At 64.4% G+C, this 13817-nt stretch carries 13 protein-coding genes; 12 read left to right on the top strand and 1 reads right to left on the bottom strand.

The window, feature by feature from the left end; genetic code table 11:
• Positions 1–53: 53 nt before the first annotated feature.
• The 10 genes from phoU (at position 54) to leuB (ending at position 8480) form a co-directional block, all read left to right on the top strand.
• Positions 54–752 carry a phosphate signaling complex protein PhoU gene (phoU, locus tag C7453_RS17615; RefSeq protein ID WP_114729425.1) on the top strand — a complete coding sequence of 233 codons (699 nt, stop codon included), beginning with the start codon at positions 54–56 and terminating at the stop codon, positions 750–752.
• Between the two features lie 151 nt (positions 753–903).
• The gene (locus C7453_RS17610; RefSeq protein WP_114729423.1) at positions 904–1422 is read left to right on the top strand and encodes a Spy/CpxP family protein refolding chaperone; all 519 of its coding nucleotides are present in this window, start codon (positions 904–906) and stop codon (positions 1420–1422) included.
• Positions 1423–1585: 163 nt separating this feature from the next.
• A complete protein-coding gene (gene ffh, locus C7453_RS17605; protein WP_114729443.1) occupies positions 1586–2971 on the top strand; it encodes a signal recognition particle protein in 1386 nt (461 codons plus the stop codon).
• Positions 2972–3039: 68 nt separating this feature from the next.
• The gene (rpsP, locus tag C7453_RS17600) at positions 3040–3390 is read left to right on the top strand and encodes a 30S ribosomal protein S16 (RefSeq protein ID WP_114729421.1); all 351 of its coding nucleotides are present in this window, start codon (positions 3040–3042) and stop codon (positions 3388–3390) included.
• Positions 3391–3427: 37 nt separating this feature from the next.
• Positions 3428–3991 (top strand): ribosome maturation factor RimM, encoded by a 564-nt coding sequence (gene rimM, locus C7453_RS17595; protein WP_114729419.1) that lies wholly within the window; start codon positions 3428–3430, stop codon positions 3989–3991.
• Positions 3988–4734 carry a tRNA (guanosine(37)-N1)-methyltransferase TrmD gene (gene trmD, locus C7453_RS17590; RefSeq protein ID WP_114729417.1) on the top strand — a complete coding sequence of 249 codons (747 nt, stop codon included), beginning with the start codon at positions 3988–3990 and terminating at the stop codon, positions 4732–4734. The genes rimM and trmD overlap by 4 nt, the downstream gene beginning before the upstream one ends.
• A 29-nt stretch (positions 4735–4763) precedes the next feature.
• Positions 4764–5144, top strand: coding sequence for a 50S ribosomal protein L19 (gene rplS, locus C7453_RS17585; protein WP_114729415.1), 381 nt, complete (start codon positions 4764–4766; stop codon positions 5142–5144).
• Positions 5145–5293: 149 nt separating this feature from the next.
• Positions 5294–6697 (top strand): 3-isopropylmalate dehydratase large subunit, encoded by a 1404-nt coding sequence (gene leuC / locus C7453_RS17580; protein WP_114729413.1) that lies wholly within the window; start codon positions 5294–5296, stop codon positions 6695–6697.
• Between the two features lie 3 nt (positions 6698–6700).
• Complete coding sequence (gene leuD / locus C7453_RS17575; RefSeq protein WP_114729411.1) at positions 6701–7324, top strand: 3-isopropylmalate dehydratase small subunit; 624 nt, start codon at positions 6701–6703, stop codon at positions 7322–7324.
• Between the two features lie 43 nt (positions 7325–7367).
• Positions 7368–8480 (top strand): 3-isopropylmalate dehydrogenase, encoded by a 1113-nt coding sequence (leuB, locus tag C7453_RS17570; protein WP_114729409.1) that lies wholly within the window; start codon positions 7368–7370, stop codon positions 8478–8480.
• 131 nt (positions 8481–8611) lie between these two features.
• Here leuB and C7453_RS17565 read toward each other — a convergent pair whose 3' ends face one another.
• The gene (locus C7453_RS17565; protein ID WP_141289074.1) at positions 8612–9643 is read right to left on the bottom strand and encodes a hypothetical protein; all 1032 of its coding nucleotides are present in this window, start codon (positions 9641–9643) and stop codon (positions 8612–8614) included.
• 358 nt (positions 9644–10001) lie between these two features.
• Between C7453_RS17565 and C7453_RS17560 the strand changes: the two genes are divergently transcribed.
• Together C7453_RS17560 and C7453_RS17555 are read left to right on the top strand one after the other, a co-directional pair.
• Positions 10002–10577, top strand: a complete 576-nt coding sequence (locus C7453_RS17560) for a hypothetical protein (protein ID WP_147280879.1) — start codon at positions 10002–10004, stop codon at positions 10575–10577.
• Complete coding sequence (locus C7453_RS17555; protein ID WP_114729403.1) at positions 10570–13815, top strand: FtsK/SpoIIIE domain-containing protein; 3246 nt, start codon at positions 10570–10572, stop codon at positions 13813–13815. Before C7453_RS17560 ends, C7453_RS17555 begins: the two co-directional genes overlap by 8 nt.
• Positions 13816–13817: the final 2 nt, after the last annotated feature.

Raw genomic sequence — 13817 nt, 5'->3', positions numbered from 1 at the left:
GATTACATCACCGGCCGGTTCGGCTGAGTTCGGCGGGCAGGGGGAAAGGCAGCATGGTGAAGGAACAGGCGCACACCGTCAGCAGCTACGAGCAGCAGCTTTCGCAGTTGCGCGGGATGATGGTTGCCATGGGGCGGCTGGTCACCCGGCAGACCGAACAGGCGGTTGCGGCCGTCGTGGACGGCGATACCGAGGCCGGGCGTATGGCGCAGGCGCTCGATCCGCAGGTGGACCAGCTGGAGCGCGATATCGAGACGCTGGCGATTCGCGTGCTGGCATTGCGGGCGCCGATGGCGGGCGACCTGCGCGAGATCGTGGCGGCGATGAAGATCTCGGGTGATCTGGAGCGCATCGGCGATTGCGCCGCCAGCGTCGCCAAGCGCGCGCTCAAGGTCGAGGCCGTGCCGACCGATGTTCCAGCCGGAGCCCTGCGCAGCATGGGGCGGCTGGTGCAGGAAAACCTGCGCCGGGCGATCGATGCGCTGGACCAGCGCGACAGCGCGCGCGCGGTCGAGGTCTGGCAGTCGGACGCGGCGGTGGACGAGCTTTATACCGCCATGTTCCGCGAACTGGTGACCTACATGATGGAAGACCCGCGCACCATCCGGTCCTGCACCCATCTGCTGTTCATCGCCAAGAACCTGGAGCGGATCGGCGATCATGCCACCAACATCGCCGAGCGGGTCTATTACGCCGCCACGGGCGAGATGCTGCCGACGGAGAGGCCGCGCGGGGGCGCTTCCGTCCGCTGATGGATGCCCCGCAGGCATGCCGGCCGGTGGTGGCCGGCATGCTTACATTTCGTAGCACAAAGGCCTGATTTCGAACCGGCTTTGCATGGTTAGATTTCCTGGTTGGACCGGGGGAGGCCCCGTGCCGGTTACGGAAATAGAGGCTCAACATATGTTCAAGAAGACGATCCTGGCGGTGACGGTCATGGCGGGCCTGTCGGCGACCGTGGCCCAGGCGCATGACATGCCGCCGCCGGCTGGTCCTGGCATGCACGGTGGCTGGGGCGCGCGCGGCGGCATGGAGGTGCTGGCCGGGCTGAAGCTGACCCCGGCACAGCACAAGCAGATCCATGCGATCCTGCAGGCTGCGCGCAAGGGCAAGCGCGACGACTGGAAGCAGGAAGGAGCGCTGCATCAACAGATCCGCGACCTGCTGCTGGCGCCGGGCCCGGTCGATCGGGCGAAGCTGACGTCGCTGACCCAGCAGATCGAGACCCTGCACCAGGCCGATATCGACAGCCGACTGGATGTGGCGGTCAAGATCCACGACGTCCTGACCCCGGCGCAGCTCGCCGATGCGAAGGTACGCGAGGACAAGATCCGTTCGCTGCGCGATCAGCTGGACGAACTGACCGCGCCGCCCCCGCCGCCGCCGGGCAAGGGCGCGCCCAAGGATGACGACGCGGAATAAGGACCTCTGTCGCGGCGATTCCCCCGGGGTGGCCGGCTGACGGCGGCCCCGGACCGGAATCGTTGACATCGGGAGGGGAGAGGGGTAAGCCTCCCCCGAAATCAGGACCGCCGCCTCGCGAGTGTTCGCGCAGTGGCGCGATATCTTTTGGGGTGAACGTCCTTTGTTCGAGGCGCTGTCAGGTAAGCTTTCCGGTGTATTCGACGGCCTCGCCAAGCGCGGTGCGCTGTCCGAGGCCGATGTCGCCGAGGCGATGCGCGAAGTGCGCCTGGCGATGCTGGACGCCGACGTGGCCTTGTCGGTCGTCAAGGATTTCGTCAACAAGGTGCGCGAGCGTGCGGTGGGGCATGAGGTGCTGGACAGCATCTCGCCCGGCCAGGCCGTCGCCAAGATCGTCAATGACGCGCTGATCGACGCGCTGGGCGGTGCGGGCGCGGTTCCGCTGAACCTGAATGCGGTGCCGCCGGTGCCGATCCTGATGGTCGGTCTCCAGGGTTCGGGCAAGACCACGACCTCGGGCAAGATCGCCCTGCGACTGGCGACCCGCGAGCGCAAGAAGGTGCTGCTGGCCAGCCTGGATACCCAGCGCCCCGCCGCCCAGTTGCAGTTGCAGCAGCTTGCCGAACGCGCCGGCGTGCCCTCGCTGCCGATCGTGCCCGGCCAGACGCCGGTCGAGATCGCGCGGCGGGCGATGGATACCGGACGGCGCGAAGGTTTCGACGTCGTCATTCTCGATACCGCCGGCCGCCTGTCGATCGACGAGGCGCTGATGAACGAGGTGCGGGAGATCCGCGCCGAGACGTCGCCGGCCGAAACCCTGCTGGTCGTCGATGCGATGACCGGCCAGGATGCCGTGAACACCGCCCGCGCCTTCAACGAGGCCGTGGGCGTGACCGGCGTGGTCATGACCCGGATGGACGGCGACGCCCGCGGCGGTGCCGCGCTGTCGATGCGCGCCGTGACCGGCGCGCCGATCAAGCTGACCGGGTCGGGCGAGAAGCTGGACGCGCTGGAGGAGTTCCATCCCGAGCGCGTGGCCGGCCGTATCCTCGGGCTGGGCGACATCGCCGGCCTGGTGGAGAAGGCCGCCGACACCCTGGACCATGAAGAGAGCGAGAAACTCGCCCTCAAGATGATGCAGGGCAAGTTCGACCTGGACGACTATGCCGCGCAGATTCGCCAGATCGCGAAGATGGGCTCGCTGTCGGGGATTCTCGACATGCTGCCCGGCATGGGCAAGGTCAAGCAGGCGCTGGGCGACAAGGACCTGGATACTTCGGTCCTGAAGCGCCATCAGGCCATCATTTCGTCCATGACCCGGGCGGAGCGCAAGACGCCCGCCATCATCAAGGCGTCGCGCAAGAAGCGCATCGCCGCCGGGTCGGGCAGCACTGTTCAGGACGTCAACCGGCTGCTGAAGCAGTTCGATGACATGTCCACGATGATGAAGCGGATCAACAAGCTGGGCATGAAAGGTCTCATGCGCCAGGGGATGTCCGCTCTCATGCCCAAGGGGCCGAAACCGCCCGGCGGCCGTCCGTTCGGCTGACGCGATCGCGCAGACCGTTTCGTCCCTCTACCGCATTCCGCACGTTTTCATTTCGGAGAATTGCCTCAATGAGCCTGAAGATCCGCCTCGCCCGCGCCGGCGCGAAGAAGCGCCCCTACTACCACATCGTGGTGGCCGACAGCCGTTCGCCGCGCGACGGCCGTTTCGTCGAGAAGGTGGGCGCCTACAACCCGATGCTGCCGTCCGACCATGCCGACCGCATCCGCCTGACCAGCGAGCGCATCACGTACTGGCTGTCGCAGGGTGCCCTGCCGACCGACCGCGTTGCGCGCTTCCTGGGCAATGCCGGCCTGATCGCGAAGCCGGTCTACACCGAGCAGCCGAAGCAGTCCGCGCCGAAGAAGCGTGCGCAGGAGCGTGCTGCCGCTGCCGCTGCCGCCGCTGCCGCCACGGCCTGAGCCAACGGACGGATAGAGACACGGGCGGACTGAACCGGTGGATCGCGATCGTATCCTGATGGGTGTGGTGGGGCGGCCGCATGGCGTGCGGGGGCTGGTGCGCGTGCACAGCTACGCCACCGTGCCGGAAGACCTGACGGCCTATGGAACGCTGACCGACGACCGGGGGCAGGTCTGGACCCTGCGCTGGCGTGGGGACGGCATTGCCGAACTGCGCGACGCGGCGGGTCAGGCCGTGGCTTCGCGGGAGGCTGCGCAGGCGCTGGTCAACCGCCGTCTGTATATCGCGCGGGCCAGCCTGCCGGAGCCGGATCAGGACGAGTTCTACTTCGCCGACCTGATCGGCCTGGCCGTCCACGAACAGGGCGGCAACGCCCTGGGGACGGTGCTGGTCGTCCATGATTACGGTGCCGGGGTCAGCCTGGAGATCGGCGGGCAGGGGCATGCGTCCCTGATCCTGCCCTTTACCCAGGCCTGTTTCCCGGTGATCGACATCGCCGCCGGCCGGATCGAAGTGGTTCTGCCGGACGAGGTCGAGGTTCAGGGCGATCTGTCGCCGGAGGCCGGGGAGGTTTCCCCTGCCGTCGGAGAGGCGTCATGACCTGGCAGGCGACCGTCCTGACGCTGTTTCCCGGCATGTTTCCCGGTCCGCTCGGCCAGTCGCTGGCCGGACGGGCGCTGGAGGACGGGCTGTGGTCGCTCGATCTGCGCGACCTGCGGGAATATGGCCTGGGGCGGCACCGTACGGTGGACGACACGCCTTTCGGAGGCGGGGCCGGCATGGTCATGCGTCCGGATGTGGTGTCTGCCGCGATCCGCGACGTGGCGGCCGGTGGGCGGCCGGTGATCTATCCGACGCCGCGCGGGCGGCAACTGCGTCAGGAGGACGTTCGTCGCCTGAGCAGCGGCCCCGGCGTGGTGGTGCTGTGCGGGCGCTACGAGGGGGTGGATGAGCGCGTGCTGGAGGCATGTGCCGTCGAGCAGGTCTCGATCGGCGATTATGTGCTCTCCGGCGGGGAAATGGCGGCCCTGGTGCTGCTGGATTCCTGCGTCCGGCTGATCCCCGGCGTCATGGGCTCGGACGCCAGCGGTGCGGAGGAGAGTTTCTCCGACGGGTTGCTGGAATATCCGCATTACACCAAGCCGGCGAGCTGGGAAGGGCGCGATGTGCCCGACATCCTGCTGTCCGGTCATCACGCCGCCATCGCACGCTGGCGGCAGACTGAATCCGAGACGGCGACCCAGGTCCGCCGGCCCGATCTCTGGGCCGCGTATCGCCGCCGCACCGGCCAAGACACGTCCGATCCGGTCAGCCCTGCGGCTGATCCCGACCGGCTGCACTGATTAGACTGTTTGAAACGAGGAACCCGACCATGAACATTATCCAGCAGTACGAGGCCGGTGAGATTGCCCGCCTCTCCGCCGAGCGTGCGGTCCCCGAATTCGGTCCCGGCGACACGGTCCGCGTGTCGGTCCGCGTCGTCGAAGGCGAGCGCAAGCGCGTCCAGGCCTATGAGGGCGTGGTGATCGCCCGTTCGAACAAGGGCCTGAACAGCAACTTCACCGTGCGCAAGATTTCGAACGGCGAAGGCGTGGAGCGTGTGTTCCCGCTGTATGCGCCCACGATCGCCGAGATCAAGGTCGTGCGTCGCGGCGCCGTGCGTCGTGCGAAGCTGTATTATCTGCGCGGCCGTCGCGGCAAGTCGGCGCGTATCGCCGAGCGCGCCCGCGAGACGGTGACGGCTACGGCCTGATCACCATCTGATACCGATGCGCCGCCCACGGCCACGGCCGCGGGTCGGCGCATCGTTCTGATTCTACGGGTTTCGTTCCTTCGCCGTCCGCGTGGTTTCGCGGGCGGCGGGGCCGTACCCTGCCATGCCGTTCCGAAGGGGGAAGACCGATGGCCGCACGTACGCTGTTCGACAAGATCTGGGACAGTCATGTCGTGGAACGGCTCGAGGACGGCACGGCCATTCTCTATATCGACCGGCACCTTGTGCATGAGGTGACGAGCCCGCAGGCGTTCGAGGGGCTGCGCATCAGCGGCCGCCGCCTGCGCCGGCCCGATGCCACCATCGCGGTGGTGGACCATAACGTGCCGACCTCCGACCGCACCCTGCCGATCGAGGAACCGGAAAGCCGCAACCAGATCGAGACGCTGGAGCGCAATGTGCGCGAATTCGGCGTGCCGTATTTCCCGCTTCTGTCCGAACGCCAGGGCATCGTGCATGTCGTGGGGCCGGAACAGGGGATTTCGCTGCCCGGCATGACCATCGTGTGCGGTGACAGCCACACCTCGACCCACGGCGCCATGGGCGCGCTGGCATTCGGCATCGGCACGTCCGAAGTCGAGCATGTGATGGCGACGCAGACGCTGTTGCAGAAGCCCGCCATGAACATGAAAGTAGTGGTCGAGGGGACGCTGGGCGCGGGCGTGACCGCCAAGGACGTGATGCTGGCGATCATCGGCACCATCGGCACCGCCGGTGGCACTGGCTATGTGATCGAATTCGCTGGCTCGACCATTCGCGGGCTGGACATGGCCGGCCGGATGACGATCTGCAACATGTCGATCGAGGCTGGTGCGCGCGCCGGGCTGGTGGCACCGGACGAGACGACGTTCGACTACGTGCGCGGCCGCCCCTTCGCTCCGCAGGGCGAGGCGTTCGAGCAGGCGGTAGCTTACTGGAAGACGCTGGCCGCCGACGCAGGTGCCCATTACGACAAGATCGTGGAATTGCGGGCCGAGGATATTCCGCCGGTCCTGACCTGGGGCACCAGTCCCGAGACGGTGATCCCGGTGTCGGGCACGGTGCCCGACCCGTCGGCTGAGAGCGACGAAGCGAAGCGCGCGCAGATGCAGCGCATGCTCGACTATATGGGGCTGGAAGCGGGACAGAAGATCGCCGGGGTACCGGTCGATGTCGTGTTCATCGGTTCCTGCACCAACAGCCGGATCGAGGACCTGCGCTCGGCGGCTGGGATCGTGGCCGGACGGCATGTGGCACCGGGCGTGCGCGCCATGGTGGTGCCGGGGTCGGGCATCGTGAAGGCGCAGGCCGAGCATGAGGGGCTGGACCGGGTTTTTCTCGATGCCGGTTTCGAGTGGCGCGAGGCCGGGTGCTCGATGTGCCTGGGCATGAATCCCGACCGGCTGACGCCGGGGCAGCGCTGTGCCTCGACCTCTAACCGCAATTTCGAGGGTCGCCAGGGGCCGGGTGGGCGCACCCATCTGCTCTCGCCCGCGATGGCGGCGGCGGCTGCGGTGACGGGACATCTGACGGACGTGCGGGAGCTGATCTGAGCCATGGATAAATTCACTGTCCTGACCGCGATTGCGGCACCGCTGCCCGAAGCGAATATCGACACCGACAAGATCATTCCGGCGCGGTTTCTCAAGACCACCAAGCGCTCGGGCCTGGGCGTGCATGCCTTCGACGGCATGCGCTACAATCCCGACGGGTCGGAAAAGCCGGATTTCGTGCTGAATCGGGAGCCGTACCGCAAGGCCGGCATTCTGATTACCCATGACAATCTGGGCTGTGGCTCGTCGCGCGAGCATGCGCCCTGGGCGCTGCTGGATTTCGGTATCCGCTGCGTGATCGCGCCGTCCTTCGCCGATATCTTCTTCAATAACTGCTTCAAGAACGGGATCCTGCCGATCCGTCTGCCGCGCGAAATCTGCGATGCGCTGATGGACGATGCGCGGCTGGGGGCGAATGGCCGGCTGACGGTCGACCTGGAGCGTCAGGTGGTCGTGCGCCCCGATGGCGAGGAGATCGCGTTCGAGATCGACCCGCTGCGTAAGCATCTGCTGCTGGAGGGGCTGGACGATATCGGCCAGACCTTGCAGCACGAAGGGGCGATCAGCACGTTCGAGGCCGCGCGCGGGCAGGCCCAGCCATGGCAGACGCGGATCGTCATAGACTGACCGCTGCACGCGCCGCCTATTTGTCACGACAGGAAAACGAGAAATGACCGTTACCAAAAAGCTCCTTGTCCTGCCCGGCGACGGGATCGGCCCCGAGGTGATGACCGAGGTCGCGCGCGTCGTGGCGTGGATGGGCCGGGCGCGTGGGATTGCCTTCGATATTTCCGAGGATCTGGTCGGTGGTGCGTCGCTGGCTGTGCATGGCGTGCCGATCCGTGATGAGGTGATCGTGGCAGCCCGCGCGGCGGATGCGGTACTGTTCGGCTCGGTCGGCGATCCGAAATGGGCGTCGGTCGGCTTCGACCTCCGGCCGGAGGTCGCGATCCTGAAATTGCGGCAGGAACTGGGGCTGTTCGCCAACCTGCGCCCCGCCAAGGTGTTCGATGCCCTGGCCGAGGCCAGCACGCTGAAGCCCGAAGTTGTCGCCGGGCTGGATATCATGATCGTCCGCGAATCGGTGGGCGGCATCTATTTCGGCACGCCGCGCGGCATCGAGACGCTGCCGGACGGCACGAAGCGCGGCATCAATACCGAAATCTACACCACGTCCGAGATCGAGCGTGTGGCGCGGGTGGCCTTCGACCTGGCACGCCAGCGCGGCAAGCGCGTCTGCTCGGTCGAGAAATGCAACGTGATGGAAAGCGGCCTGCTGTGGAAGGAGGTCGTGACCGCGCTGCATGCCCGCGAGTATGCCGATGTGGAACTGACCCACATGCTGGCCGATAATTGCGCCATGCAGCTTGTGCGCAATCCGCGCCAGTTCGACGTGATCGTGACCGGCAACCTGTTCGGCGACCTGCTCTCTGACCTGGCATCGATGCTGACCGGCAGCCTGGGCATGCTGCCTTCGGCCACGCTGGGTGCGGTGGACGGCGAAGGGCGACGTCCGGCGCTGTATGAGCCGATCCATGGCAGTGCGCCGGATATCGCCGGCAAGGGGATCGCCAATCCGCTGGCGCAGATCCTCTCGTTCGCGATGCTGCTGCGCTATTCCTTCGCGATGGAAGCGGAAGCCGCGCTGATCGAGCAGGCGGTGGCCAACGTGCTGGCCAGCGGGCTGCGGACCGCCGACATCATGAGCCCGGGCATGGCCCAGGTCGGTACGTCCGTGATGGGCGAGGCCGTGGTGCGCGAACTGGACAAGCTGAACGGTTGAGAATGGCCGTGCCGCTCTGGGGCGCGGCACGCAAGGTCATGTCCCGATTGCGCTCTGTGTGAGTCTTATGACTTGCACAGAGCGTTTTTTATTGGGGTGCGTAACGCCCTGCGGCTTTGCCGGCGGGGTGCCTACGTCAGTCCCGGCAGCAGTGATGCCAGGGGTGCCAGCCATGAGATGACGTGAATTTCGGCCCTGCCGATTGTCGTAACGAATAGTGAGACAAACGGAGCATGATCACCCGAAACGCTGGATGCGAGAATGCCGTCAATCGTGCTGCCAGAGTTGGAGTGGGCAGGGATTTCGTAAAAAGCCAGACCAATAGCAAAGACGATCAAAGCCGACGTGATGCCGGGCAGGCGGGTGACCGGGCGGAACCAGAGGAAGCAGGCGCGCACGAGGCTGAAAAGGCAGGCGAGGGCACAGACCCATGCAACCTGTATAAAAAAGAAACTGACAATCATCCCGCCCAGCACGTTGTTGTAGCCATTGGTCAGGCATGATCCGTGGCGGTCATGCCTTTGCGCTGCCTGCGCCGTACAGAACGCAATGAACGGCCCGATATTGATGTCGGAGCGCGGGCCTGACAGCAATGCAGTCCAGGGCTCATCGGGAGATGCGTTGAACGGCAACGGAAAATTCGTAACCGAGAGCAGGTTCGCCAGCGAGCGGACCGCAATATCCGATGGCGGGGAGACATGGGGGTTCTGGGGGTCTTCCAAGCCTGGCGTTATATAGGCGGAGACCGTTCCGCGCATTGACGGGTTGCCGACGGCCCTGGTCGCCATGGAGCGTGTCATCTGGCTGACCAGAAGAGCCTGAATGCCGAAACAGACGATACTGAGCAGCACGCCCAGCGCCAGGAAGCGGAATAATCCGCCGAAGACGCCACGTTTCGACTGGCTGTCCCCGTCAAAGAAACGACTGAAAAAACGCCAGCCGTACCAGAGAGCCGCCCCGCTGAACCCGGTGAGCACCATGCCGAAAATGATGCGATAGACGGCTATTTCATTGAATGGCTGCGGATAGGATAGCGCAACCAGGTACAGAAGGTTCGCGGCTAAAAATAGGGCTGAAATAAAAAACAGGACCGGTCCGGCTTTCCATTTGCGCCATTGTCGCGCAATCGAAAGCGTTTGTGGAGACAACTGCATTGTATTCATGATGGCACCGATCCCATTTTATCAGAAAAAACACAAGACAGGGGATGCCCCCATTATGGAATGATCTCTTGAAGCCCGGAGGGTCGGGTTTCCGTGCGGCGACGGCGTTTGAAGGAGTATCTTATTGACCGGAAAGTAGAAATATATTGAAAATGGAGGCGTGTCGAGGTCCGGGGGAGGGCGCATGATGCCCATATGTCGGCGGCGGGCGGGGGCGTGTTGCCCTGAATGGGAGAATGGATCGCGAATTGCACGCTCAAGAAAAATGTGCGACTTCTATGGCCAGCGTGCGGTCTCTGCTGGTCTGACGCCAATTTCCGGTGCCTTGTAGAGATGATTATTTGGAATGGGAACGGATATGGCGGCTGGCCAAAGATTTGACCTTGACTGGGTGTCCCATGATTTGGCGGCTCTGCGTGGAGCCAAAGAGGATTTTGCTGAGGTTCAGTCCCGGATTGGAGACCTCGTCGACAAGCTGATAGAGATGAAGGGCAAGGATACGCAATCCTGGCCGGATTGCGAACCGGTTATTCGCGATTCATCGCAGATCTTTACTGCGCTTACGACGGCATTGAACGTGCTGATAAAGAGCCGTCAGGACTTTATGAACGCTATCAAGCCGATCAGCCCCACGGAAGAGCAGGCGAAGACCCTCATTGCTCAATTTCTCGCCGCGCCGCAGAACGCGGTCGATACCGCGACCGGCACCCTGCAAAGAGAGCGCAACGCGGGGAAAGATTTTCTGCTGGGAATGGATGGCGCAACCGGCCAGGGACTCGCATCCAGCCAGCAGGACCTGCAATTGGTAGTGGTGCGTGCCCAAACTCTTGTCGGCGCTTTCAAGGCACCCGCGAGCGGGTGTGGCGGCATGATCGTGAAACTCGGCCTGATCGGCCTCATCGCTTTTGGTGTATGGAGATATTTTCTTGGCTGATACATCAAAGTCCGACGAACTGCTCGCCCAGGTCCGGCAGGCCCGCGCGGCGGTGGAAAAGCTGCCGGAAACGCCCGACGGCAAGGCGCTGTTGCTGACGATGACGCAGAGCGAACAGCAACTCGAACATGCGCAGGCGATGGTTGCGGCACTGCATGCCGATGCCGATTTCATGGGTGCGCTCAAGCTCGTAAAGGAAAATCGTTTCCAGTCTCCGGAGGGAACGGCTGCGATTGCCGCCGCGCTGAGGAAATTTTCGGCGGGGAACGGTTTCGATCCGGAGAAAATGGCAGATCGTCTGATTGCCGCGCAGGAGGCCGTGTTCGCCGCGTCCCGGGCGCGCGACACGGCGGTATCGGCGGCCAATTATCAAAAGGCCCAGGCGGTCATGACAGCCGCTGCCGCGACGACCAAAATCGCGGTGTTGACCAATGACCTGATTGCAACCTTGCAGGCGTTGCCGCAAACGCAGGCGGTCGCGGCCATCAGCAAAGCCATGATCGACGTGATGAAGGCGGTCCGGGAGAGCCATGCGGCCGACGGTGCTGCCATCAAGGCCGCCGCACAGGTTCTGGCCGATGGCGTTGCCTTTCTTGAGGAAGCGGCCAAGCCTGAGAGCGTCCTTGACCCGGAGCGTGACAAGAAGAAGAAATTCCTCGATAAATTCTTCGGTCTTCCTCTGCCGCTCGTTGCCTCCTTTCAGGCGGACGAGCCTTTCGGGCCGGGCGGGGGGACATATGACCGGTCGGCGGAGTGGGCGCAGTGGGCCCCGGCCGGCACGCTGTCCTTCACGCTGGGAGATAATGCCGGCCAGCAGTTGCGCTGGGGCGGGCATGATGCCGCCGGTGCTTCGTTGCTGCCTTTTTCCTCTCTGCCGCTCCTGGGGGACCGGTGTTGGGTGATCCGGTCGGATAACGCCAATGCGGAGCGGGCGCATCAGTTGATGCAGGCGCTTGTCGTGCGCCTGTCCTGCCTGCTGCCGCATCTGGTACGCTTTACGTTGCTCGATCCGCTGCGTTCGGGTGGCAATTTCCCGATGATGAGCTATCTGCCCCTGGTGCGCGAGGTGGGGGAAGATTATGCCGGTGCCCTGAAGGACATTCAGGCGGATATCCAGCGGATCATCACGCGGATCGTCGCGTTTCATGGTGATTTCGAGTCGATCCCGGCCGAACAGCGTGCGAATGAGCGTTACGAGATTATCGTGGCGGCGGATTGCCCGCAGGGGGCGCAGTATAATTATGACGTTCTGAACCGACTGATGGCGATCAGCCATTCGGGGCCGGCGGCGGGCCGCTATATCATCCTGCACCACAATATCGATGCGCCCATGCCGCACAGCGTCGATTTCGGCGCGCTGGGCGATCATTATGTGATTGACCTGACGAAAGGCGCCAATCCGCATGCGGATTCTCCGCCGGCCGGGGCGCAGCAGATGCGGATCCTGGCGCAGATCCAGAATGCCCGTTCGCAGCAGCCTTCCGCGCAGTTCGGCGATATTCTCAGCCCGGCGGGCCAGCGGTGGCAGGGCAATGTCGATACCCATATCCAGACCTCGCTGAGCGGGCGTGATGACGGGGTGGCGGTCATGTTCGGCGAGCCGCCGGGTGAGGCCTCGATCGTGCATGGCATGCTGGCCGCGAGCGCGGGCTCGGGCAAATCCAACCTGCTGCACGCCCTGATCATGGGGCTGGCGACGCATTATGCGCCCGACGATCTGCAGCTCTATCTGCTGGACCTGAAGCAGGGGGTGGAATTCCAGCCTTATGCGCGGCTGCCGCATGCGGCGGTCGTGGCGTTCAATTCCGATCCGGCACTCGCGCAGGCGGTTCTGGCGGAACTGAAGGCGGAAGCCGACCGCCGGTACAGCATGTATTTCCGGCCGGCCGGCTGCCAGAACCTGCAGCAATATCGCGAGAGCGGATCGCCCAGGGGCACGCTGCCCAGAATTCTGCTGATCATCGATGAATACCAGGCGCTGTTTCAGGATAATGATGGCACCGCCGTTTCGGAGAACCTGAAGGATCTTTCGAAGCAGGGACGAGCCGCGGGCGTACATATGCTGCTTGTTTCGCAGAATTATCGTGTCAGCGGCATGCAGGATGCGGATTCGATCATCAACAACATCAATCTGCGCATGGCGATGAACCTGCCGGCGTCGACCGTGATGGGGATGACCGAGTTCGAGCGGGAAGGGAAAGACCTGATCGGCAAATGCGACATGCCCGGCAAGGTGGTCGTGAACACCAATGGCGGTCGCAACGGCTTCAACCATCTCGGACGCGCCGTTCTGGTGTCGCCCCAGGACCGTGATGCTCTGCTGGATGATCTGCAGGCGCTTGCCGCGCAATGGCCGGCGGAGCGGCGTGCCCGTTTCCCGCGCACCCAGCTTTTTGACGGCAATACGCCGCCGCATATGGACCAGATGAGTCTGTCGCGGACCTTTGCCAGCAAGGGGGGGGCGCTCGATGCGCAGGATCTGGCTGCCCTCGCGACCCGTCCGGCGGCGGAGGGCGGCTTCGAAATGCGCGAATGGCGCGTTTCGGACCGCGCCGTGCCGGTGTCTCTGGGGCGGGCTTTCGCCGTCCATGGCGAGGCATTGTGCGTGCTGGGGCGCGTACAGGGGCAGAACCTGCTGGTCGTGAGCGATGTCTTTTCGGCCCGCGTCGCCATGCTGGGGGCGGTGCTGGCCTCGCTGCTGCAACTGGCGCCCGAGGTGCGGGGTACGATCGTCGTCATCGACGGATCGTCGGCGCCGGAAATCACGCGGATTCTTGACGATGTCGGGGATGCGATCGTGGCGCTGCGGGAAGAGGACGAGATTCTGTCCTATCTGGCGGCATCCGACAGCGGCGAAGGCGTGCTGGTTCTGTTCGAACCGGAGCGCGTGAGCGGGCTGCTGCGTTCGACTGATCCGTTGAGTCGTAATCCGGGGCCGGATGCGCTGGACGCCAGGCTGCGCGAAGGGCCGGGCAAGGGACGGCATACGATTGCTCTCTTCTCGACATTCCGCATGGTCGAAAATGCGTTCGGTCGGCGTGGGCGCGTGGAGAATTTCGCCTGGCGTGCCTGCACACAGATGTCGCTGGAAGACAGCCAGAACCTGCTGGGCAATCGCAATGCCGCCATGTTGCAGGCCAGTGGCGGTGGCCCGCGGCCCGCGCTTCTGGCCGACATCAACGCCAATCGCTATACCCGTTTCCTGCCCTGGGACATGTCTGACGTAGCCGAGGACTGAGT

This window comes from Gluconacetobacter liquefaciens (assembly GCF_003350405.1).
Classification (GTDB): domain Bacteria; phylum Pseudomonadota; class Alphaproteobacteria; order Acetobacterales; family Acetobacteraceae; genus Gluconacetobacter; species Gluconacetobacter liquefaciens.
This window is presented reverse-complemented; position numbering and strand designations above follow the sequence as displayed.

Coding starts and splice junctions, on each gene's coding strand:
- phoU (WP_114729425.1), top strand. CDS start 54: ATGGTGAAGGAACAGGCGCACACCGTCAGCAGCTACGAGCAGCAGCTT.
- C7453_RS17610 (WP_114729423.1), top strand. CDS start 904: ATGTTCAAGAAGACGATCCTGGCGGTGACGGTCATGGCGGGCCTGTCG.
- rpsP (WP_114729421.1), top strand. CDS start 3,040: ATGAGCCTGAAGATCCGCCTCGCCCGCGCCGGCGCGAAGAAGCGCCCC.
- trmD (WP_114729417.1), top strand. CDS start 3,988: ATGACCTGGCAGGCGACCGTCCTGACGCTGTTTCCCGGCATGTTTCCC.
- rplS (WP_114729415.1), top strand. CDS start 4,764: ATGAACATTATCCAGCAGTACGAGGCCGGTGAGATTGCCCGCCTCTCC.
- leuC (WP_114729413.1), top strand. CDS start 5,294: ATGGCCGCACGTACGCTGTTCGACAAGATCTGGGACAGTCATGTCGTG.
- leuD (WP_114729411.1), top strand. CDS start 6,701: ATGGATAAATTCACTGTCCTGACCGCGATTGCGGCACCGCTGCCCGAA.
- leuB (WP_114729409.1), top strand. CDS start 7,368: ATGACCGTTACCAAAAAGCTCCTTGTCCTGCCCGGCGACGGGATCGGC.
- C7453_RS17565 (WP_141289074.1), bottom strand. CDS start 9,643: ATGAATACAATGCAGTTGTCTCCACAAACGCTTTCGATTGCGCGACAA.
- C7453_RS17560 (WP_147280879.1), top strand. CDS start 10,002: ATGGCGGCTGGCCAAAGATTTGACCTTGACTGGGTGTCCCATGATTTG.